The sequence below is a fragment of the Shewanella electrica genome (assembly GCF_022321485.1).
Lineage (GTDB): Bacteria > Pseudomonadota > Gammaproteobacteria > Enterobacterales > Shewanellaceae > Shewanella > Shewanella electrica.
The window spans coordinates 26,686-48,276 of the sequence record NZ_JAKOGG010000021.1; the positions used below are offsets into that span (position 1 = coordinate 26,686).

Consider the following 21,591-nt stretch of genomic DNA (forward strand, 5'->3'; position numbering starts at 1 on the left):
GCATCCCTAAACCACCGCATTTGACCAGACGGCGAACTCATTCCCGCTAGGTTCGACAAAGTGAAACCGACGACCACCGGGAAAGGTAAAGATTGCTTTCACCACTTGTCCGCCGTTGCCTTCAACCTTCTCTAACGTCTCTTCCAAATTATCGCTGTAGAACACTAATAGCGCGCCACCATTGGCGGTTTGACTCGCCATCTCAGCGTAATAGAAACCGCCTTCTAGCCCTTGGTTATCAAACGCAGTGTACTCTGGCCCATAATCCACAAACTGCCAGCCGAACACCGCGCTAAAGAACGCTTTAGTTGCCGCTAAATCTTTGGCGGCAAACTCCACATAATTCAGTTTTTCGTGTTCCATCACGCGCCTCATACTGTTGGGGTTACTGATGCTTCAAGCTACACGCTGTAGCAAATTTGTCCATTAAAAAAGCAGGCAATGCCTGCTTTGAGGAATCACATACGACGCGCAACAATCTCAATGCAAGCGGCGGCGGCTTAGCGCTATTTCAGAAAGCAAAAAGGCTCCACTGGGGAGCCTTTTAAAACATTTTGATAACTTAATCTTGCAGTAGATCTTTACAAATCTGCACTAGATCAGATTGCACCGCAGCGGCGGTGACTTCACGGCCCGCGCCCGGCCCTCGGATAATCAATGGATTACCTTGGTAGAAGGCACTGCGGATAACAAATACGTTATCGCCTGGGGTTAAGTTGGCGTAAGGATGCGAGCTTTCCACCCATTGCAGAGCCACTTCGGCCACCAGCTTATCACCGGAGCGATCTAGCGCGGCCACATAACGCAGTGCTTTACCTTGTTCGCTAGCGGCGGCAAATTGCTGCGCCAAATCGTCATCCATTTCCGACATGCGGCTGAGGAATTCATCCAAGGTGACGTCCACCAGCTGTGGTGGCACTAAGGAACTCAGTTGGATATCTTCCAACTCCAGCTCAAGCCCAATTTCACGGGCGAGGATCAACAGCTTACGCTGCATATCTCGGCCGGAGAGATCATCGCGCGGATCGGGCTCGGTGATGCCCAGCGCTTTGGCCTCTAATACCAGCTCTGAGAACGGTTTCACGCCATCATACTGCTCGAACAACCAACACAAGGTACCGGAGAAGATACCGCCAATGGCCGCGACCGAATCGCCACTGTTGTGCAGGTCATTCAACGCGTGTTGAATGGGCAAACCCGCTCCACAACTGGCGTTATAACGCCAAAACAGTCGGCGATTGCTAAGCATCTGCTTCAGCTCGCGATAGAAAGTTAACGGGCCAGAGCCAGCCAACTTGTTAGCACTGACCATATGAATACCACGGCTGAAAAACTCCGGATATTGCAGTGTCAGCGCCGCACTGGCACTGATGTCGAGTGCAACTAACTCATCGGCGGTCAGGGTTTCAATTCGCTCAAACAGATGTTCGTATTGATACGGTGAGCCTTCTTTTGCCATGCGTTCTTGCCAATCGCTCGCGCTGATACCTTCGTCATCGACCAACGCTTCACTGGAACGCACAATGCCAACCAGTTCAACTTGCGCTTCTAACTCACGGCTCAGGCGCTTTTGCGCTTGTTCAAATAAGGTCAACCAAGCTTCGCCGATGTTACCCACGCCCAGCACAATAATGCCGATACGTTTACGCGGGCCAGCGCAGCGGCGATGGACTTTTTGCGTCAGCAATGCCACCTGCCCTTGCGGTACCAGCGTGACTAAACTCAAGTCGTCTTGATACAGCGGCCGTGCATCGCGGCTCAACAGGCGTGCAAAACTGCGGCGATATTGCGATGCCGCGCTGCTGACCAAGGCCACGAGACCAAAGCCCAAATGCTCGTGTACATCGCTGATGTGCAGCTCTGCCGCCACGTTGTTCAACAAGGTTTGCACCTGTTTACGCAGTTCGGCGGTAAACACGATTTCATGGCGGTATTTGCTGTGTTGCCAATGCGCTAGCGGCTGTAATCCCGCAGCATTTAATGCATCCAGCAGCGCATCCCATGCGCCATCAAGTTGCAGCGAGACTGACAACACTTGATCTAAGTTGGTCACCACTGGCGCGCTGGCGGCGTCACTCTGTGGCGTGACCAAGGTAAAGCCTGTTTGTGGCGCATAGCTGGAGCGCACCGCCAAGCTGACTTGGGTATCAAACAGCGGTTGCAGTGTACGCGAGTGCAGCACTGGCGAGCCTAAGCGCGCGAGGCGGTCGGCTTCAGCCAATGACATGGTTTTCAGTAATTTCGCTCCTTGGATCTTATTCGGGTCGGCGTTAAACACCCCTTCCACGTCGGTCCAAATGGTGACACGATCGATATCCGCTAAGCTGGCGATCAAAGTGGCGCTGAAGTCGGAGCCATTACGGCCGAGCAGCAGCGTTTCGCCGTGGGGATTGGCGCAGATAAAACCGGTGATCACCAAACGTTCATCGGGATGTTCAACCAGCACTTTTTGTACCGCTTGACGTGACTCGGCATCGCGGATTTTCGGTACGGCGCCTTCATCGGCCACCAGCAATTGGCGTGCGTCGATGTTCGAAGCTGCAACACCCGATTCGCGCAGTAAGGCCGCCATCAAACGGGCGGACCAACGCTCGCCAAAGCTGACCACTTCGTTACATTGGTAGTCGCTTAATTCGGCCAGTTGTAACAGCGTGGTGAGTTGGGCGCGATCGGTGCTTAGACGTTCACGCAACTGGCGGGCTTGTTCGGCGCCCAGCAGTTGTTCAATGAGGTTTTGCTGATAGTTCATCAGCACTTGCAGCTCTTCTAACCATAATTGGCCCGCTTCGCGCAGTGCCAACAGTTTGTAGAGGAAGTTAGTGGTTTTGCCTGCTGCGGACACCACAATCAAATCGTCTGGGCGTCCATGAGTGAGCAGGATATGCGCTACGCGGCGGTAGCAATCTGGATCTGCCAGACTTGAACCGCCAAATTTGTGTAAGTGACTACGCGCCATTTAAATGAGTGCTCCAATAATCAACAGGCTGCCACGGCAGCTAAACCTGCGGCAATATCATTCAGTAGATCTTGCGAATCTTCAATCCCTACAGACATGCGGATCAAGGTTTCTTTAATGCCCGCTTCGGCGCGTGCTTCTGGCGCCATCGCTCGGTGGGTCATGGTAGCAGGCACGGCCACTAAACTCTCCACGCCACCTAAACTTTCTGCAATTGAAAAATAGTTGAGTGCGCCCAAAAATGCGCTCACTTCCGCTTCACCACCTTTCAGCTCAAAACTAAGCATGGCGCCGAAACCTTGCTGTTGTTTAGCGGCAATGTCATGGCCGGGATGGTCTTTCAACCCTGGGTAGTACACTTTGGTGACTTGTTCGCTAGCATTCAACAGCTCAACAATTTTTTGGGCGTTGGCTTGGTGTTCGCGTACCCGCAGCGCCATAGTGCGCAAACCGCGCAGGGTGAGATAACTGTCAAACGCGCCGCCAGTCAAACCTAAGGTATTGGACCACCAGTGCAACAAGTCAGACACTTCAGCATCTTTGGCAACCGCAGCGCCGCCAATCACATCACTGTGGCCGTTGATATATTTGGTGGTGGAATGCACCACGATATCGGCACCGAGCGTTAATGGCTGTTGCAGCGCGGGTGATAAAAAGGTGTTGTCGGCCACCAGCAGCGCACCAACTTTGTGGCTTTCCGCCGCCATAAAGGCGATATCGACCACCCGCACTAACGGGTTGGATGGTGTTTCAATCCACACCATTTTAGGTTGTTGTGCAAATGCGTCGGCCACCGCTTTGGCATCGGTTTGGTCAATCACCAACAGTTTAAAGTTGCCTTTTTTGGCAAGGTTGATGAATAAGCGATAACTACCGCCGTAACAGTCGTGCGGCACCACTAACAGATCTTGCGGCCCCAACAGGCTAGTGACCAAAGTAATGGCCGCCATGCCGCTGGCGGTGATGACGCCAGGGCAACCCCGTTCCAGCTCACCGAGCGCATCACCAAGAATTGAACGGGTGGGATTACCGGAACGGCTGTAGTCAAACGCGCGTGGCGTTTTGTGACCATCAAAGGCATAGTTAGTCGACAGATAAATCGGCGGAACGACGGCGCCATGCTGAGTATCGGATTCAATCCCCTGACGGACCGCTGCTGTTGCTATTTTCCGCTCTGTCATTTTCGACTCCTTTGCAATCTGGATGACATCATGATTAGATGTCTGGACGGCTAAATTCTACCAAGCTAGTCACTATCGTCAATAGGCATATAGACGTTTAGACATCCAAAAGTATAGAATTCCATGAGTAAGCACAGTTTTTTGCCTGCCGAGATTTGACTGTGCTGGGCAAGGGGTTAAAATCTGCGGCGATTTTAAGATATAGCAGGTGCAACGATGACTGAATGGAACGGAGAATACATCAGCCCATACGCTGAGCACGGCAAGAAAAACGAACAGGTGAAAAAAATCACTGTCTCGATTCCGCTCAAAGTGTTGAAGATTCTCACTGATGAACGTACTCGCAGACAAGTGAATAACCTGCGTCATGCCACAAACAGCGAACTGTTGTGTGAAGCCTTCCTGCATGCGTACACCGGCCAGCCACTGCCAAACGATGAAGATCTATCAAAAGATCTGCCCGATAGCATTCCCGCTGAAGCCAAACGCATGATGGATGAGATGGGCATTGAATGGGAAGAGTTAGAATAAGCTAAGAGGAAGCGGAGGAATTTGGCCGCTTCACCTTCCCTACCATGCTGCAACTTATCGATCCCACCATACTGTTACTCGCCTCGCTGGTGATTTTTGTCGGCGCCATTACTCAAAGCCTGATTGGTTTTGGGCTCGCAGTGGTATCCGCCCCACTGCTCTACATTATCGATCCAGAACTGGTGCCCGTGCCGGTGATTCTGATGGGCTTCTCCATCTCACTACTGACCTTGATGCGCGAACGCGGCAACTTAGAGTTTAACGGGCTGCAATGGGGTTTGCTTGGCCGCATTCCCGGTGGCTTAATTGGCGCGGCGCTACTGTTGATTGCCCCGCAAGCAATATTAGGCTTGATCATCGCTGCCATTGTGGCAATTGCGCTGTGGCTCAGCATCAAACGCTACCAAGCGCCGGTGAACCGTTGCAGCATTACGGTGGCCGGGATATTTTCCGGTATCTTTGGCACCATTGCCGGTATTGGTGGCCCACCGATGGCGCTGCTGCTCACCGGCCGCGATGCGGGCAAATTCCGCGCCGCGCTGTCCGCCTTTTTTGCGCTGAGCAGTTTGATCAGCTTAGTGATCTTATTCGCCGTCGGTAAATTGCAGTTGCATCACCTACTGCTGGCCGCGTTGTTATTGCCTGCGGTGTTTATCGGCTTTTGGCTGTCTAATTTTATCGTGCCTTACGTGGACCGCCGCCGCACCCGCCAATTTACCCTCTGCTTATGTGCCGTCAATGTGTTGGTGCTGGTGATCAAGTCCGTCTATAGCTGGTAATGCTGCCCAGTTGTGTCAACGCCACCTGCTTTGCTGGCGACGATATGCGCGATAAGACAATCCGTCCCAGTGATATAGCAAGTTGTCCTATTCTCTTAGGATAAACATGGACAATTGCCGTCAATTAGGGATTTAAGCGAGTACGCAACCCCTCAAAATTGGCACTATACTTGCCGTGTCGCACTATCTTTTTCAACGGCAACCTCTATGACGCAAGCTGCCAATAGCGCACCAGCCAGCAGACAATTTTTAGCAGAACTCACCGGCGCTTTCGCCGATCTAGGGACTTTCTTGCCGTTAGTGCTCGGCCTGATCGCGCTTAATCAGTTTTCTCCGCAAGGGATCTTTCTCGGTTTTGGCCTGTTTTGTATCGCCGTGGCGCTGTTCTATCGCCGCCCGATTCCGGTACAACCGATGAAGGTGATCTCGGCGCTGGTCATCGCCCAAGGGCTTAGCCCCGGCATGATGCAAGCCAGTGCCATGTTGATGGGCCTGATCTTATTGGCGTTGGCATTCAGTGGCGCCATCGAATGGTTGGCGCGGCAGGTGTCACAAGCGATTGCCACCGGCATTCAATTTGCCATCGGCCTGCAACTGTTATGGATTGGCGCCAAGATGATGTCGGTGTCGCCGTGGATTGGCTTTGGTGCCTTTGCCATCATCTTCCTGTCACGCTTTTTACCATGGCATTATCTGGCGATGCCGCTAGTGCTGGTCGGCGGCATGGCTTGGCAGTACAGCCACGGCAGCGATGCCAGTTTCACCTTTAACGATACGCCGTGGCAGCTAGGTTGGCCCGTGCTTGGTGAATGGCAGAGTGCGCTCACCTTATTGGTATTGCCGCAGTTAGCATTGACGCTCACCAATGCGGTGATTGCCTCATCAATGATTGCGCGGGAGAAATTCCCCGACGACGCCGCTAAGTTTACCCCCAAAGCCTTTGCTACCAGCTCAGGGCTGGCCAATCTGTTACTCGCACCACTGGGGGCAATGTCGATGTGTCATGGCGCTGGCGGCCTAGTAGCGCAATACCATTTTGGTGCGCGCCGCCTGTGGGCACCGCTGATTTTTGGCGGTTTCTGTTTACTGGTGGCACTGTGTTGGGGCGAGAATGTGGCTTGGCTGCTAAGTTTGATCCCCATGGCGGTGTTGGGCAGTTTGTTATCTACTGCGGGTTTGCAGCTAGCTTGGTCACGCCGACTGCTTGATGGACGACCGTTTTGTATGCTGGTGATTGCGATAACGGCGAGTATCAGCTTATTTGTTAATGCCGCCGCAGGCTTAGCGGCAGGATTAATACTCGAGTTTCTGCGCCGCCGCTGGCATATCGTTGCCTCATTGCGTTGATAGCGACTTAAAAACTAAGGCCGCGAATGCGGCCTTGCTGATGGTTAGCAGACAAGCGCTTAGGCTTGCAACAGTTGCAGCACCTCAGCCGTGGTGCCGGTTTCGCCCAATTTGGGGAAAATACGTTGCACGCTGTTGTGGTGCGTATCGATATTCAGATCGGTAATCGCATCCACGGCGATAGTGACGTGATAACCCAGTTCAAACGCTTGGCGCGCAGTGGATTCAACGCCGATAGCAGTGGCAATCCCGACCACCACCACTTGGGTCACACCTTGTGCTTGCAGTTGTTGGTGCAGATCGGTGTTGATGAACGCGCCCCAGTTAGGTTTGGTGATCAGCATATCGCTGGCTTGAACGTTCAGCTCTGGGAGCAACTTGGCAAATTCATCAGAGTATTTGCCGCCGACACCGAGATCCGTGCGGCCAGCAGGCGCCGCGTCCACATTCACTAACACAACCGGTTGCTGTTTGGCACGAAAGGCGTTGATCAAGCTAACGCATTGGTCGATGACGGGTTGTACCGGATGACACAGCGGCAGTTGTACGATGCCATGTTGTAGATCGATAACAATAAGCGCGGTTTTCGCGTCGAGTTGAGTGACAGGCATGGTGACCACCTTTTTATTCAATGAATCGAGGCGCCGTTATACCCTATTGGCGGCCGAACACGCCAGTGTTGCCGCGGTTGATGAAGCAGGTTTAATCCCGCGTTTGCCGATAATCGTACCAACGAAACAGGCCCACCAAAGTGAGCCTGTTGTTCATCGAAACGTTAAAGTTACTTGCTGAGTTCAGCCACAACGCTGTCGTGATGATACTTGAGCGTTACTTTATAACCCGCAGCAGTCACATTGCTAAATTTGCCCGCGACATCAGCGCCACGGACCAGCGTCAGTTGCAACTTATCAGCGGTTGGGTACTGGCTCATATCGAGCGTCAAGCTGGCGTTTTCAAGCCACACGGTGCCCGCTGCGGTCAACTGGCTGGCATCTGTGTCCATCACCAAGGCAAGATTGCCACCTTTGAGCGTCAGATTGCCGCCCACATTTACCGAACCTGTGCTATCAACCGCTAAACTGCCGTCAGTCAGATACACATCGCCACTGCCGAGCGCACTCGGTGACAGCGCAGTTAAAGTACCACCATTGATGATGGTGCCGCCGCTGTAGCTGTTGTTACCGCTCAGCCCCAAACTACCGCTGCCCGCTTTAGTTAACATGCCTGCACCGGAGATGTCGTTCTGCCAACGGTCACTGGCGTTGAAGCCGCCTTCGCTGGCGTCCATGGTCACGGTGACGTTCGCTAACAATGCGCCATAACCGTCAGCCGCGCTGACTAAATCCAAACGACCCCAGCCATTAGATGCATCCAGCAGTGCATAGCCAGAATCGATCTCAGTGGTGTATAGCACTTGGCGGCGTTGCTCAGCGCTCAAATAAGGTAAACGTGATGCCAATAAACGTTCAGCACCTTCTGGCACCACCGGATCTTGGCCCGCTTTGCTGCTGTCTTGGGTGAAGCCATAGGTCAGACGTTGGCGATACAAGGCTTTGTTAGCTTGATGATCGGCATACGTGTTGTTGTTGAACACTTGGGCGTTCACTTGGTCGCCGATGATCATGCCGGTTTCGTTAGCCACATGGTTGTGGGCATAGTCGTACAGGCTTTGGCCTGCCGCTTCAGCGCGGGCGCCAAAGTAAGCTTGTGCTTGCTGATAGGCGTTTTCGGCGTTGGCTTGAATCTCGGTTTGACCCAGCGCATAAGCGGCTACCGCCAGTGCGTGCATGCGGCCACCCATCACATCGACTGGCGAGTGCATGCCCGCCAGAATACGGTCTTCACCCAGTTGTGACGCGCGCGTCAGCATTTCACTGTAACGTTGCGGTACAGCATAAGCGTAAGCTAAGGCGGCCAGATAACCGGCGTTAGTGTGACCAGATGGATAACCTCCGTCTTTGCGGCGGTTTTCTTGGTCGTCGGCAATAATCGAACTTTCATGATGGCGGCGAGCACACATCAACCCCGGCACGATTTTCACGCTGGAGGTGTAGTTATCAAAAATCCAATCTTGATAGCTGCTGCCGTTGTCTTGGTCGTTACAGGTATACAGTGCTGAGCCTAAGTAATCGACGGCACCGCTGTCGTCCATGCGCCACGGCCGTGGGGTAGAAAAGATATATTTTGAAGCGCTAGTCGATGCCGGTGCGTTTTGGCGGAAATCGGTGACCAACTGCACTACCGCGCCTAATTCACTGTCGAGGCTACCGGCGTAGCTAATGCCATCGTTGTTGGCGGCATAATAACGGCCATCGCCTGTCACTTGCGCAACCGTTGGTACATGGATATCGGTATACGCGCCAGAAGCGGCAACGTAGGCGTCAGTCAATGGGCCTAAGCCATCGATCACACTGTAGTTTTTGCTGCGTTGATCATCGAGAAACGCCAGTACCGCTTGTTCAGTAGTGCGTTTGCTGGTGACATCAACAACGTATTTGATGTTCTCTTGCCACAGCTGGGCATTGACAATTTGCTGGTCGGCAAAACTGTCAGGGCCGTTACCGTTAGCATTGTTTTGCCAATCCGCTTGCCCTACATACCACAACGCATTGATGCCGCTCAGCATACGGGCGATAGGGTTTTCATCAATGTTATAGCGCGTCGCAGAGTTGCTGTTGTTGGCGGCGTTATCCACTACTGGCAATGGATAGCTGCTATCGGGCGCCGCTACCACTAACGCAGCGTCACTGCCTTGCGGTACTGCGGGTTCAGTGACTTTGCCATCGCTGTCACTGCCACAAGCAGTGAGGCCAAAAGTCAGTGCCGCAACCACGGCCAGTGAGAGAACGTTAGGGGCAAGAGTGCAGGGTTTCATCGAAGTTTGTCCTTGTTGTTATGAACGCCTTAAAGCGGCGCAGTTAACCTAAAGTGACTTGGTTAAACTTCGATGATGTTTAGATGACAGAAATTTTAAGCTGCAGCGATCAGACGCACATCCACGGATCATGTTGCAGCGGTGCCATGCCAAATTCGGCTTCAAAACCTTGGTAACGCACGTCGCGCAGTTGCTCGGTAAACGGATCGGTAAAACGCAAACAGCAGGCCACCAACTTTAACGGTTTGCTGTAATCGTCCGCCTGCTTGGGTTGTAACTCTGGGTAGAAGCGATCATGCAACAGCGGCATACCGAGCGATTGCATGTGCAACCGCAGTTGATGAGTTTTGCCCGTCACCGGCCGCAAGGCGAACAATCCCAAACCCTGTTTTACCGCCAGCAAACAGATCTCAGAATGGCTATTCGCCTCACCCGCCACACAACGCATGGTGAAGCTTGGCGAGCCGACTTCGATACGATTACGCACCGTCCAGAACTGCGGCTTGGCGAGCACGCCATCACCGTACTTTGCCGCTAATTCGGGCGTCAGCGCCGCCACCGCTTGGTAAGTTTTGTGGATCTGCCCATCACGAAATAATGCATGCAGCGGATCGCGGCTCGCCACCGACACCGCTAACAACATCACCCCGGCGGTATCTCGGTCGAGCCGATGTGCGGGAATAATCGTATCGATGCCGGTACGGCGACGTAAGCGGTTGATAAGGCATTCATTGACATACTGACCGCCGGGCGTCACCGGCAGAAAATGCGGTTTATACACAATTAAGCTGTGTGCATCCTGCGCCAGAATCTGCTCCGTCACCGGGATTGGCGTTTCACTGGCCACTTCACGGTAGTAATACACCCGCACGCCCGCTCGATACGGCGTGTGCGCATCAATCAAGCTGCCATCCTGCCAATGCACTTTGCCGTCACGCAACCGCGCCTGCCACACCGCCGCATCAATCTGCGGGAAACGCTCAATCAAGAACGCCAACACAGTAGTGGCTGAGTGTTGTTGCGGTAACACCACGTAGGAGGGTTGCGCGGCAATGGAAGTGGCAGTACTCATAAACGTCAGTAATGGGGCTCGGTCGATAAACAGCTATGTTACCTCAAAGCCGGGCAATAACGGCAGAGGACGCCGCTGATTAATCAGCGCTAAACATGGTTAACAGCTAAAACGTGCGTTATCCAACAAGAGGCCAGCAAAGTTGCTGGCCTCTTGTTATTTCAGCGATATACTTGGCCGGCACTTTCTCATGGAGCTGATTATGATTGTTGATACCCTGGCAAACCGCCATTACTATTCCAACCTCCACCCGCGCCTCGCCTTGGCACTCGACTTTATCGCCACCACCGATTTCAGCAAGCTGAGCAAAGGCGTGCATAAAATTGATGGCGATAAATTGCTGGCGATCATCAACGAATATGAAACCAAACCGCAAGAGCAAGAGATGTTTGAAGTGCACCGTCGCTATGTGGATGTGCAATATGTGATTAGCGGCCATGAAGAGTTTGGTTATCAACCATTGACCGACCAAACGGCGGATATGCCATACAACGCCGAATATGACTTTGCGAAATTTGACTACCAAAAGCACTGCGATAAAGCGCATTTTATGCCGCTGAATCCGTCAGTGTTCGCCATTTTCTTCCCGAGCGATATGCACATGGCCGCCACGTTTGCGACCCCAGTCGCGGTACGCAAGGTGGTGATGAAGGTGCAGCTAGACTAAGCTGCATCAGAAAAAGCAGCATCGACACCTACGGTGCTGCTTAAAAGTTAATCCTGTTGATCACGCTGCTGATTTTTGGCCCACTCATTGTGGAACAACGCCGCAAAAATCAAGGTAGAGAACACCAGTAACATACAGATGCTACGCGCCAAAATGCTATCGCCACGCAACAGAAAAGATAAACAAGGTGAGATGATTGCCGCAGCAATCAGATAGATGCGATTGATTCGAGAATCCATAGGCCACCGACTGCTGAACACATAAGACTATTCAGTCTATCCACTCATGCCGTGGCGGCCTGCGATCTAGCGCGCAAATATAGCGCACCACATACGGTATTAGCGGCTCAGCGCCCTACGGCGACACCAAGCCAATGGCAGCAATAACAGCGCCAAACCACCCAAGGCCCCGCCGCTATAGCCCGCACGGTTTTCAACTTGTGCCACGCGGTCTTGTTTCACCCGCTGCTTAAAATCATCCAGCTCTCGGTTTAGGTTATGCGCCATATCGTCCATGGCGAGGTGATAGCCTTTCTTAGATTGGTCATTGAGGGTGGACTCAACCCCCACTGCGGTACTGCGCTCAGAGAGAAAACTCACGCCATTGGCACCAAACAACAGCTTATGGGTGGCAAGGTCAAACACCGCCGTATCCACAAAAGTATTCACGCTGTTTTCATTACCGGGGATGGTGTACATGCCAACAATAGTCCAATACAGCAACGACGATTTGCCTTGCGTGCTTTGCCGCACTTGGTTGTAGCTCACCAAAGCCATGATATCGACATCATACATCTGCCCCAACTCCTCTAGGGTTTGAAACCCTCTGCCGCGTTGCAGATAAGTGCTGGGAATGATTTCGATTTTGCCGATGTAATCGTAACGCTCAAACTGATTTTTGACCTGACTCAGCAGTTGCATCTGCTCAGCCACAGAGACCCCTTGATCGCGCCAGTCGTTTGACGGAATAAAGGCGATGCCTACCGTGGCAGGCAGCTTAATTAACGGTAACTCAGTGGTGACCGTCGGCCGCTCATGGTTAGGATAGAGAAAACTCAACAAGCTACTGGATGAAGTATCAGATTGCGCTTGATGAGAAAAAAAAGAACTGCAACCGCTCAGTGCCAACAGCAATACGACACCACATAAACTGCGTAATTTCATAACCGTCCTTAGGGGCTGTTGATCTTTGGCGTTTAATTTTTGTTCAAATTAAACGCGTTATGAACGAGGCGCGGCCTGCGACGCTTAGTCAACTAAGCAAGCTGGTCGCAACAAAGTTCAGGAGGCGTTTAAATGAACCCTTCGGGCAGCGGCAGAGCGCAATTTATTCAGCGTTAGGTGCTGTTTGTGGAGAATAACTACACGGCACATCACCTGCCTTGCCTAAATCACGCTCTGTCTGCTGCAAAGATAAACAGCCTCTAATAACAAGTATTTTGGCTGAAATATCCAAAAAAACGCCAAAATCTGCATGGAAAAATCGACGCGCAGGCCAACATGTCCCGCGCCGAGCCTAATTTAACAGCAACTCAGCGCCGAGCGCTAGGGCTGTTGTGGCTTATCGGTGCCATCGCGTAACCGGCGCAGCTTAGCCTCCATCGACGGCGCATAGGTTTGTTGTAACTCAAACACCCGCGCCACATATTCATCATTTTCATGCGCGGGGACGCCAATACGATAGACATCAGCCACGCCAATCATGTTTTGCCGATCATATTCGTTGAAGATCTCTTTCATCTCCTCCGCCGCCTCTTTATCAATGCCTAACGCTTCAAAAGCACTGCGCCCCATGCGCAGGCTGCTATCAAAGGTTTCGCGAATAATATCGCGGCAGCCATAAGCGTATAGGTCGTACACGTGATGGCGATCCACCGCCCGTGCAATGATATGCACATGCGGGTACGCCTTATTGACGTAACGCACCAAACGCGAAATTTGCTCAGCATCATCCAACGCCACCACCAGCAGCTTAGCCTGCTCTATCCCCGCCGCATGCAGCATGGACGGCTGCGTGGCATCACCAAAATAGGTACTGACTTTAAAGCGCGACAACGCTTCTAAACGTTCATGACTGTAGTCAATTACCGTAGTCGAGAAGCCAGCACTGCGCAGCATACGGTCAACAATGCCACCGACACGGCCAGAGCCAGCGATAATGATTTTGGCGTCATTGGCTGGAATATCATCCCCTTTACCTGACATTTTCGGCCGGCAATGGGGCACAATCACTTTTTCATAAAAGATAAACATCAACGGCGACAGCAGCATCGACATCGCCACCACCAGCAACAAAATATCCGCCAGTTGTTGTGACAACACGTTGCTCGCCACGGTGAACGACAACAGTACAAAGGCAAACTCCCCGACTTGTGACACACCGAGCGCCAGCAGCCACTTGTTATGACCATGCACTTTGAACACCGCGCCCAACGCCAGCAGCACGCCAATTTTGACCAAGTACAACACCAAGGTTAAACCGAGGATTAACCAGAAATCTGCCAGCAGTAACGCGAAGTCAATACGGGCGCCAACGGTGATAAAAAACAGCCCCAACAACAGCCCTTTTACCGGTTCAATGTTGGACTCAAGCTCATGTTTATACACCGAGTTTGCCAACACTAACCCCGCCAGAAAGGTACCGAGCGCCGGTGACACGCCAACCAACGACATCAGCAGCGCCACGCCAACCACGAACATCAACGCCGTGGCGGTAAATAGCTCGCGCAAACGCGCGACCGCGACAAAGCGGAACACTGGCGCAATCAGATAGTTACCGCCGCCAATCACGAGCAAGATCGCCAGAATCGTCACCAACGCGGTTTGCCAACTGTTGAGATCGGCCACCAAGCTGATTTCGCTGCTCGCCTCATGCACACTGGCGGCACTGCCGATATCGCCCACCGCCAGTAGCGGCAGCAGGACCAACATCGGGATCACCGCAATATCTTGCGTCAGCAATACCGAAAACGACGCGCGACCGCCATCCGAGTGCATCAAACCCTTTTCATTGAGGGTTTGCAGCACAATGGCGGTGGATGACAGCGAAAACATCAAACCAATGGCGAGCGCCACTTGCCACGTTTGCCCCAGCGCTATCGCAATCAAGCCGATAATGCTGGCACTGAGCAAGATCTGCCCGCCACCTAAACCCATCAAGCGGTATTTCATTGCCCACAGCTGTTTTGGCTCTAGCTCTAGGCCGACCAAAAACAGCATCATCACCACACCAAATTCCGCCACATGCTGCACCGAACTCACGTCAACGCCTAACAGCGACAGCAATGGACCGATGACAATCCCCGCCAGCAGATAGCCCAATACGGAGCCGAGTGAGAACCGCGACGCTAATGGCGCAGCCACCACGCCAGCGACTAAAAATACAAAGGTAATGAGAAGAATATCTGTCATAGCATCCTAATGCCGTGGGCATGTGAGTCAGGTGGTTGTGGGTGATGTTTATGTGTTGGTGTGGCAAGGTGTCAACGACCAACATGCATTTCATTATTAACCATGAAATGCCGAGGGTGAAAGCTATTGGTTACTCGTGGTGTGTTGCAGCAAGCATGACACGACTAAGGCCACTCATAGTACGCGTTAATACCGCAGCCACCAAATTGCGGGCAGCATTACTCCGCGCATAACACAGTAATTGCAACAAATCAGCGTTGGCATTCAACCCGCTTTTACGTTAGTTTATGCGGCTTTTCTTTTTACGCTAAGCAAGGGCGCATTATGTTTATTGGTTTTGATTACGGCACATCCAACTGTTCGGTTGCTAGCATGGTTAATGGCGTGCCCACGCTGTTAGCGCTAGAAAACGGCCAACATTATCTGCCGTCAACTCTGGCCGCGCCCACACGTGACTCCGTCTCAGAGCACCTGTTTCGTTTCAGCAATATTCAACCGAGCGATGCCACCGGCCAGCAACTGCTGCGTCGCGCCATGGCCGCCAACCGTGAAGAAGGCATTGAACTGCATGCCGAAGACCTGCTATTCGGCCAAGCAGCGTTGGATTTATACCTCGCGCACCCGCAAGATCTTTACTACGTCAAATCGCCAAAATCCTTCTTAGGTGCGATGGGGCTGCATCAAGTGCAACTGAGCTTCTTTGAAGATTTGGTCTGCGCCATGATGGCCAACATCAAACAACGCGCCGAGATGGAAACACAACAACCCATTGATGATGCGGTGATTGGTCGCCCGATCAACTTCCAAGGCAGCGGCGGTGAAAGCTCAAACCAACAAGCGGAGCAGATCTTGCGCCGCGCCGCCACTCGCGCCGGTTTCAAGCGCATTGAGTTCCAATTTGAACCCGTCGCCGCAGGGCTTGAATATGAAGCCAGCCTCACCAGCGAGCAAACCGTATTAGTGGTTGATATCGGCGGCGGTACTACCGACTGTTCGCTGCTGCGCATGGGGCCGAACTGGCGCGGTAAGCGCGATCGCAGCGACAGCTTGTTAGCTCACAGCGGCCAGCGGGTCGGCGGTAACGATTTGGATATCCATCTCGCCTTTAACCAGTTAATGCCACACTTTGGCGCTGGTAGCTTGCTGGAATCCGGCCTAGAAATGCCGATGAAACAGTTGTGGAACCCGGTGGCGATCAACGATCTGTCCGCGCAAAACGACTTCTACGGCCAACGCAACTTGGCTGAGTTAAAGCTGCTACACAAAGAAGCACAACAACCCGAAAAACTGGCGCGCTTGTTGGCGGTTTATCATGACACCCTCGGCTACGGCATTGTGCGCCGCGCCGAAGAAGCGAAAATTGCCCTATCGGCCAGCCCAACCTATCACAGCCAGATGGCGGTCGATAAAGAAACCTTAGCGTTTGACATCAATTTTGATGAGATGCAGCAAGCGTTAGACACGCCTAAACAGCAGATCAGCAAATTGGTCAGAGAAGCGGTATCGCAAAGCGGCGAGCAACCGGATGTAATCTTTATGACCGGTGGTTCGGCGCGTTCACCTATCCTGCGCCAAGCCGTCGCCGAAGTGTTACCTAATGTGCCCTTGGTCAGTGGTAACGACTTTGGCTCAGTGACCGCAGGCCTCGCGCGCTGGGCCGATGTAGTGTTTGCTTAACTATTTGCCACAAACGCCTTGGAGCGCGCTAATACGCCGCGCTCCAATCGGCCATGAACCGCCTTCGCTCAAACATTCCATTCATCGTCAGCACTGATGGTCCAGCACTTGCCGCACCGTCGCATCGCCCACTTTGTCTATTAATCATTCAACCCGTAATGGGGAATTTATCTGCTTGACCTCAACCATGGTTTAGGTTGTAAGCTCCGTCGGCACTGGTGGTTATTACGGCAATAACACCAACCGATTTGCGCTTAATTTGGCACGTTGTTGAGGACGTTGCGAATTGCCCTGACGATATATCATTGACCAGCACAGTTCACAGCGACCTTAAAATGCCTTCAGCCTTGAAACATACTGTGGGAGTCACTATGGATCTTAACCAGCTCAAGATTTTTGCTAAGGTGGTCGAACAGCATTCCTTCACGGGTGCAGCAAAGTTACTCGGCCTGACCAAAACCACGGTAAGCCGTAAGGTAAGCGATTTAGAAACTCGAGTGGGCGTGCAACTGCTCACGCGCACCACACGCAAGGTCAATCCAACACCGCAAGGTTTTGCTTTTTACCAAAATATTGCTAATGCTTTCAATGATATGAAAGTTGCCGAGCAGCAGTTGCAAGCCGAACAATATTTAGAAACAGGCACTATCAAGCTGGTATTGCCGTATGAGCTAAATCAGATTTTTTCCAGCGCGGTGTTCTCATCATTTATTCAAGCGCATCCCGATATTAACCTTGATATCGCCTTTGCCAATAAAGGCGCTAGCAGTGTGATGGATGAGGATGCTGAATTGGCCTTTCACTTTGACGAGCACCAAGCACCGCAGATTGAAACCACTAAACTGCTCAATTTTAGCTGCCGCTTAGCAGCCAGCCCGCAATATATTGCCCGCCACGGTATGCCGCTGACGCCGGAAGCGCTGAATCGTCATCACTACATTGATTGTTCTGCCTATGATGAAAACACCAAAGGCCAACTAAACATGTTTGATGGTCACAGCTGGTTAACGCTGACGCCCAAAGTACGCCTGACCATGGACAGCTTTATGCTGGCGAAGGAACTCGCAGTGAGTGGCCTCGGCATTACCGCCTTACCCGAAGAGCTGGCAGAAGAGGAAGTGGCACAAGGTCGCTTAGTCACGGTGTTAGATGACTATCCGATGCGTAACCATGTGCTTTATATGTCGTACTTACGTCAAAGCCCAATGCCAAGCCGAACGCTGCTGTTTATTCGTCATGTGTATGATCAGCTCAATCTCAGCTTTGCCAACGAAGTGTTAGAAATCCCGGCAGCAGTGGCGATGCAATCTGCCTTTGCACCGCAACGAGCCGAGCGTTTAGCAGGATAAGCCACCGGCGGTAAGCTGCCGCCGGTAACCCTTCACATTGTGCTGTGTGAATAGACAGCAGCCGAGTTGCTATTGCTCACTCGCACAGCTCAAGCTTCAGTGGCGGCCTGATTCAGCCCTGCCTCAATAGTCAGCTGCTTGCGGCCATGTTCTTTACTTTGATACAACAACTCATCCGCACGTTTAAAGGCAGTATCAAAGCTTTCATCTTGGCAGCGCCACAGTGATATGCCGCCAGAGAGCGAAATAGCTTGCTGGTTAAAGCCTAGCAATCGCGTTTCGAGGATCTGCGCCAACGCCGTGACATCTGCGTGCTCATCGGTCACCTTAACCATCACCAAAAACTCTTCCCCACCTACCCGCAGCAACAGGTCATCTTTGTTGTGCTTAAAGTTACTCTTGAGGTAATTGGCAGTGTGCACCAATACGGTGTCACCGAACTCATGACCATAAGTGTCATTGAGCCGCTTGAAATGATCGAGGTCGATCAACGCCATCAAAAACTGGCTATCGCTATTGCTGTATTGCTTTACCACGTTGTTCAATGCGGTGCGATTATGCAGCCCCGTCAAACTATCACGAGTGTAATTACCTTCGTAAAACTGAATTAAATCAAACAGTTTTTCATCACGCACGCCCACTCTAAATTCAGCATTTTGGCCTTTCTGCGCGCCTAGCAGGCGATAAACCGCTTCGTGGCGCTGCTGGGTGACTTTAATAAAACGCAAATCTTCAGCATAGGGTTCACACACAATACCGCGCTCGGTATAACAGGTGAGTTTGGCCTCATGAGCATCAAAGTCGGAGCAGTAACCCAAATTGACACTGTCTTGATCAAAGGCAAAAGTCGCAAAACCGGATGCGCGCACATGTTGCAGCGCCGCCCGGCGCCAGTAACGCTGACTAAGCGCATTTGCTTGTACCCGCCACAGTGCCACAATCAGCAGCAGTATTGGTAACAGATAAACGCTGACAGTTATCACCGAGTAAGTGAGCTTTCTTTGACTCAGTTGATCTAAATAGTCACTGATGTAGGTGTCATCTTCGACCGGGGTGGCCGATAGATAAAACGGATTAAACTTGGGTCCCGGTGTAAACTCCGGCAGCATGCTGTTTTTCACGTACAGCTTGCGCACAATGCCTTGGTTATGAAAATAGAAATCTGGATCTTTCAGTAAAAATTCGGTGTACTTTTCTTTATTGCCAAAGTTAATCGGGAAGCTAGAGCTACTCATCAACAGATGTTCGTTATCAGGCCGTTCGACAAATTCATAAGCGATATAAAAACCATCCAGCAAGCCGGCACCACGCAACGTCTGTAGCCCCAATAGATTCAGGCACAGGTGTTCCACCATGTCGCGGTTACCTAATTGATCAAACTGACCTTCATTACGTAAACGAGTGCTATTTTCAATCAATGAACAGTAACCATCCAGATTCATATTGATACTGACATCGACCGAATCGCGAAATTGCAGAATATCTAATGTTTGTATAATCAGCACTTTCTTGTGCAGTTGAGTGCTGGTGTCCTTTAAGTCTGCTCTGGCTTGCCAGTAAAAAGTGATATGCAGTAGCAACACCACCACAAATACCACCAGCAAAAGTAGTAGCTTATTTTTCCCTAAAATCAGCTGTTGCATCCTTGTTCCTTTAACCACTTTGGTCTCCATATAACTTTAGTTAATAGATTCAGGACGGTGAAATAAATATCCCTGCAAATAGAAATTCATCAGCAGGGGTTCACATTTCAGTAGAAATTTAAATTCGTGCTGTGTCTCAATATTCTCAATCACTAATTCTTGATGCGGCCATTTAGCACGGAGGTGAATAAAGTCACTCAGTTGCTGCAACTGCGTAGCGCTAGCAGGACGAATCACTTTGACGATGTCGAAAATACGCGGGTCAAGCAATGTATCTTCCGCGGCGGCACCATAAATATCGTAGTCATCCAACGCCACTTTGACCTGCGCCGTTTTTAAGGTCAGCAACCCTTGGTAACTGCGAATACAACTGCCACAACGCATACGCTCAGTGACTTCCACCACCAACTCACAGCCATAATGTACGGCGCGCTGGTTTAGTAGAATGATTTTGGCCAAACTCAGTTGATCACATAGCGTTTCCTGCTCGATGTTGATAAACACCCGCGACAACGATTGCGTTTGTATTCTCTGCTCCGCGGTATAAAGCAGATCATCCAAATAGATAGGATGAGAAAAGTACAATGGGCAATCTTTAAGTAGCTTGGCGGTACTGCATGAGCGCCCATCAAACAGAATTTCCTCCGCTACCGGCAACATACATTCGTTATAGATTTTCTGAGATTTGAAACTGGCATCGCCTTGGCGTAACTCCGCCCCGTTCCAGTTGCTGATGACATGACAAGTCGACATGAGGTATTCCTCGAAAATAGTGGTTAGCTCTCCCTTGTACAGTGGCAGTTCCTTGGCTGGCTTGAACAACAGTCACCGCTAGGCCGCGTTAACTCACGACACATGAAAGTGACTCAAAGCTTAATTTGCCGATAATTTAGGCAAAACTCTGCCATCATAGAACGGCATCTTGGATTTTTTTGCGCGGCGATTTGCCTAGCTGGTGGCGCCAGTGACAACTAAAAATGAGATGAGAAGCAATGTGGCTACGGTAGCAAACGGTCATTATCACTAATAACTAGCCTCAGCGGTGTATGGATATGGACTTCTCGGCACAGATAAAAGCTTTTCGGCAACAGCACGAACTCAGTCAAGACGCGCTGGCACAATTACTAGCAGCCAAGGTCAGTGGTAAACAAACCATCGACACCGGCACCATTAGCCGCTGGGAACGGCAGAGTAATGCCCCATCACTGCGTAATCAGCTTTATCTACTGCGCAAACTCGGTATCAAAGCGACCACTGCAAATTTGCACTCCCAACGCAGCGACAGCCACGCCATCGAGCTGCTGCAAGCGCGTTATCAACGTTTTGCTGGATTGGCGGATAAACCTTATCGTCATTATAATCCCGCCTTTAGTTATCAGATATTGCAGGGCGTGGAGCATTTTCTGGCTGAGCCACAATTGCAAGGCTTTAACCTGCGCACCTTAGGTTTTAATGTCTCAACGGCACCACTCGCACCGCAGCTCGCCGAAGTGCGAGATCTGCAGGTTTACACTTTGTTGTTCTATCACCAACAGCAACTGGTGAGTCACCTCGCCTATGCCATCGGCAATACTCACGACATGGCACAACTACTGGCACAACATTATCAAAGTGAACTGCCACCGCTGCTGCAAAGCGAGCCAAACGGCAAGCTATTAATCAACTTCAGCGCCTATGCCAGTGATTTTGCCATTTACTTATTTAGCGCCAAGCACTTGCTAACGCGGATAGCTGCCGATTGCAGTATTGATTGGTACTTAGCTCACAGCTATATCAACGAGGATTGGCTAGTACAAAAAGGCCTAGGTGCACAGATTCTATTGCGCGGCCAACCACTAAGTAGCGGCGGCATTCGCATCGGCAAAGGCCGCTTTAAAGCACTACTTTATGCCACCGATGCCTGCAGCTTACTGGCATCGCCGCTATCAACTATCGACGCCAATGCCATCGCCACTTATGGTGTGCTACATCCCCACGCTGGGGGTTGACCCACAACCTCCGCAGTATGACCTATACTCAAAAATGTAATTAAACCGTAAATTTTGTGTGACAAATATCGCTACTATATCTGCTTGAATAATGTACATTATTGACGGTAGTTGAG

The 21,591-nt window shown here is 51.5% G+C and carries 18 protein-coding genes; 7 read left to right on the plus strand and 11 right to left on the minus strand.

From position 1 onward, the window contains the following. Positions 1-6: 6 nt before the first annotated feature. The 3 genes from L9G74_RS18515 to metB form a co-directional block, all read right to left on the minus strand. A complete protein-coding gene (locus tag L9G74_RS18515; protein ID WP_275297523.1) occupies positions 7-363 on the minus strand; it encodes a VOC family protein in 357 nt (118 codons plus the stop codon). 199 nt (positions 364-562) lie between these two features. Further along, positions 563-2,956, minus strand: a complete 2,394-nt coding sequence (locus tag L9G74_RS18520; protein WP_238898258.1) for a bifunctional aspartate kinase/homoserine dehydrogenase II — start codon at positions 2,954-2,956, stop codon at positions 563-565. Positions 2,957-2,976: 20 nt separating this feature from the next. Then, positions 2,977-4,137 (minus strand): cystathionine gamma-synthase, encoded by a 1,161-nt coding sequence (gene metB, locus L9G74_RS18525; RefSeq protein ID WP_238898259.1) that lies wholly within the window; start codon positions 4,135-4,137, stop codon positions 2,977-2,979. A 216-nt stretch (positions 4,138-4,353) separates the two neighbouring features. Here metB and metJ point away from each other — a divergent pair, with 216 nt between their 5' ends. The 3 genes from metJ (at position 4,354) to L9G74_RS18540 (ending at position 6,794) form a co-directional block, all read left to right on the plus strand. Next, positions 4,354-4,668 carry a met regulon transcriptional regulator MetJ gene (gene metJ, locus L9G74_RS18530; RefSeq protein ID WP_238898260.1) on the plus strand — a complete coding sequence of 105 codons (315 nt, stop codon included), beginning with the start codon at positions 4,354-4,356 and terminating at the stop codon, positions 4,666-4,668. A 44-nt stretch (positions 4,669-4,712) separates the two neighbouring features. Then, entirely contained in the window at positions 4,713-5,447 is a 735-nt protein-coding gene (locus tag L9G74_RS18535) for a sulfite exporter TauE/SafE family protein (RefSeq protein WP_238898261.1), read from the plus strand. A gap of 207 nt (positions 5,448-5,654) precedes the next feature. After that, a complete protein-coding gene (locus tag L9G74_RS18540; RefSeq protein WP_238898262.1) occupies positions 5,655-6,794 on the plus strand; it encodes a putative sulfate/molybdate transporter in 1,140 nt (379 codons plus the stop codon). 59 nt (positions 6,795-6,853) lie between these two features. Here L9G74_RS18540 and L9G74_RS18545 read toward each other — a convergent pair whose 3' ends face one another. From L9G74_RS18545 to L9G74_RS18555, 3 genes are all read right to left on the minus strand, one after another. Further along, positions 6,854-7,405, minus strand: coding sequence for an isochorismatase family protein (locus L9G74_RS18545; RefSeq protein WP_238898263.1), 552 nt, complete (start codon positions 7,403-7,405; stop codon positions 6,854-6,856). A gap of 170 nt (positions 7,406-7,575) precedes the next feature. Beyond that, positions 7,576-9,669, minus strand: a complete 2,094-nt coding sequence (locus L9G74_RS18550) for a phosphatase PAP2 family protein (RefSeq protein ID WP_238898264.1) — start codon at positions 9,667-9,669, stop codon at positions 7,576-7,578. A gap of 109 nt (positions 9,670-9,778) precedes the next feature. Continuing rightward, positions 9,779-10,741, minus strand: a complete 963-nt coding sequence (locus L9G74_RS18555) for a pseudouridine synthase (RefSeq protein ID WP_238898265.1) — start codon at positions 10,739-10,741, stop codon at positions 9,779-9,781. A gap of 202 nt (positions 10,742-10,943) precedes the next feature. Here L9G74_RS18555 and L9G74_RS18560 point away from each other — a divergent pair, with 202 nt between their 5' ends. Then, positions 10,944-11,408 carry a NanQ anomerase/TabA/YiaL family protein gene (locus tag L9G74_RS18560; protein ID WP_238898266.1) on the plus strand — a complete coding sequence of 155 codons (465 nt, stop codon included), beginning with the start codon at positions 10,944-10,946 and terminating at the stop codon, positions 11,406-11,408. A 47-nt stretch (positions 11,409-11,455) separates the two neighbouring features. Here L9G74_RS18560 and L9G74_RS18565 read toward each other — a convergent pair whose 3' ends face one another. The 3 genes from L9G74_RS18565 to L9G74_RS18575 form a co-directional block, all read right to left on the minus strand. Further along, positions 11,456-11,647 (minus strand): hypothetical protein, encoded by a 192-nt coding sequence (locus tag L9G74_RS18565; protein ID WP_238898267.1) that lies wholly within the window; start codon positions 11,645-11,647, stop codon positions 11,456-11,458. A 99-nt stretch (positions 11,648-11,746) separates the two neighbouring features. Continuing rightward, entirely contained in the window at positions 11,747-12,571 is an 825-nt protein-coding gene (gene rhlP, locus L9G74_RS18570) for a rhombotarget lipoprotein (RefSeq protein WP_238898268.1), read from the minus strand. Positions 12,572-12,952: 381 nt separating this feature from the next. Continuing rightward, entirely contained in the window at positions 12,953-14,818 is a 1,866-nt protein-coding gene (locus tag L9G74_RS18575; protein WP_238898269.1) for a cation:proton antiporter domain-containing protein, read from the minus strand. A gap of 324 nt (positions 14,819-15,142) precedes the next feature. On the opposite strand from L9G74_RS18575, the gene yegD reads away from it, so the two are divergent. Then, positions 15,143-16,495, plus strand: a complete 1,353-nt coding sequence (yegD, locus tag L9G74_RS18580) for a molecular chaperone (RefSeq protein WP_238898270.1) — start codon at positions 15,143-15,145, stop codon at positions 16,493-16,495. A gap of 371 nt (positions 16,496-16,866) precedes the next feature. After that, a complete protein-coding gene (locus L9G74_RS18585; RefSeq protein WP_238898271.1) occupies positions 16,867-17,844 on the plus strand; it encodes a LysR family transcriptional regulator in 978 nt (325 codons plus the stop codon). An 89-nt stretch (positions 17,845-17,933) separates the two neighbouring features. Here the strand turns inward: L9G74_RS18585 and L9G74_RS18590 are convergent, their stop codons facing one another. Together L9G74_RS18590 and L9G74_RS18595 are read right to left on the minus strand one after the other, a co-directional pair. After that, positions 17,934-19,487, minus strand: a complete 1,554-nt coding sequence (locus tag L9G74_RS18590) for a GGDEF domain-containing protein (RefSeq protein WP_238898272.1) — start codon at positions 19,485-19,487, stop codon at positions 17,934-17,936. Between the two features lie 36 nt (positions 19,488-19,523). Continuing rightward, the gene (locus L9G74_RS18595; RefSeq protein ID WP_238898273.1) at positions 19,524-20,240 is read right to left on the minus strand and encodes a YuxH family protein; all 717 of its coding nucleotides are present in this window, start codon (positions 20,238-20,240) and stop codon (positions 19,524-19,526) included. Positions 20,241-20,539: 299 nt separating this feature from the next. Here L9G74_RS18595 and L9G74_RS18600 point away from each other — a divergent pair, with 299 nt between their 5' ends. Further along, entirely contained in the window at positions 20,540-21,475 is a 936-nt protein-coding gene (locus L9G74_RS18600) for a helix-turn-helix domain-containing protein (protein WP_238898274.1), read from the plus strand. Positions 21,476-21,591: the final 116 nt, after the last annotated feature.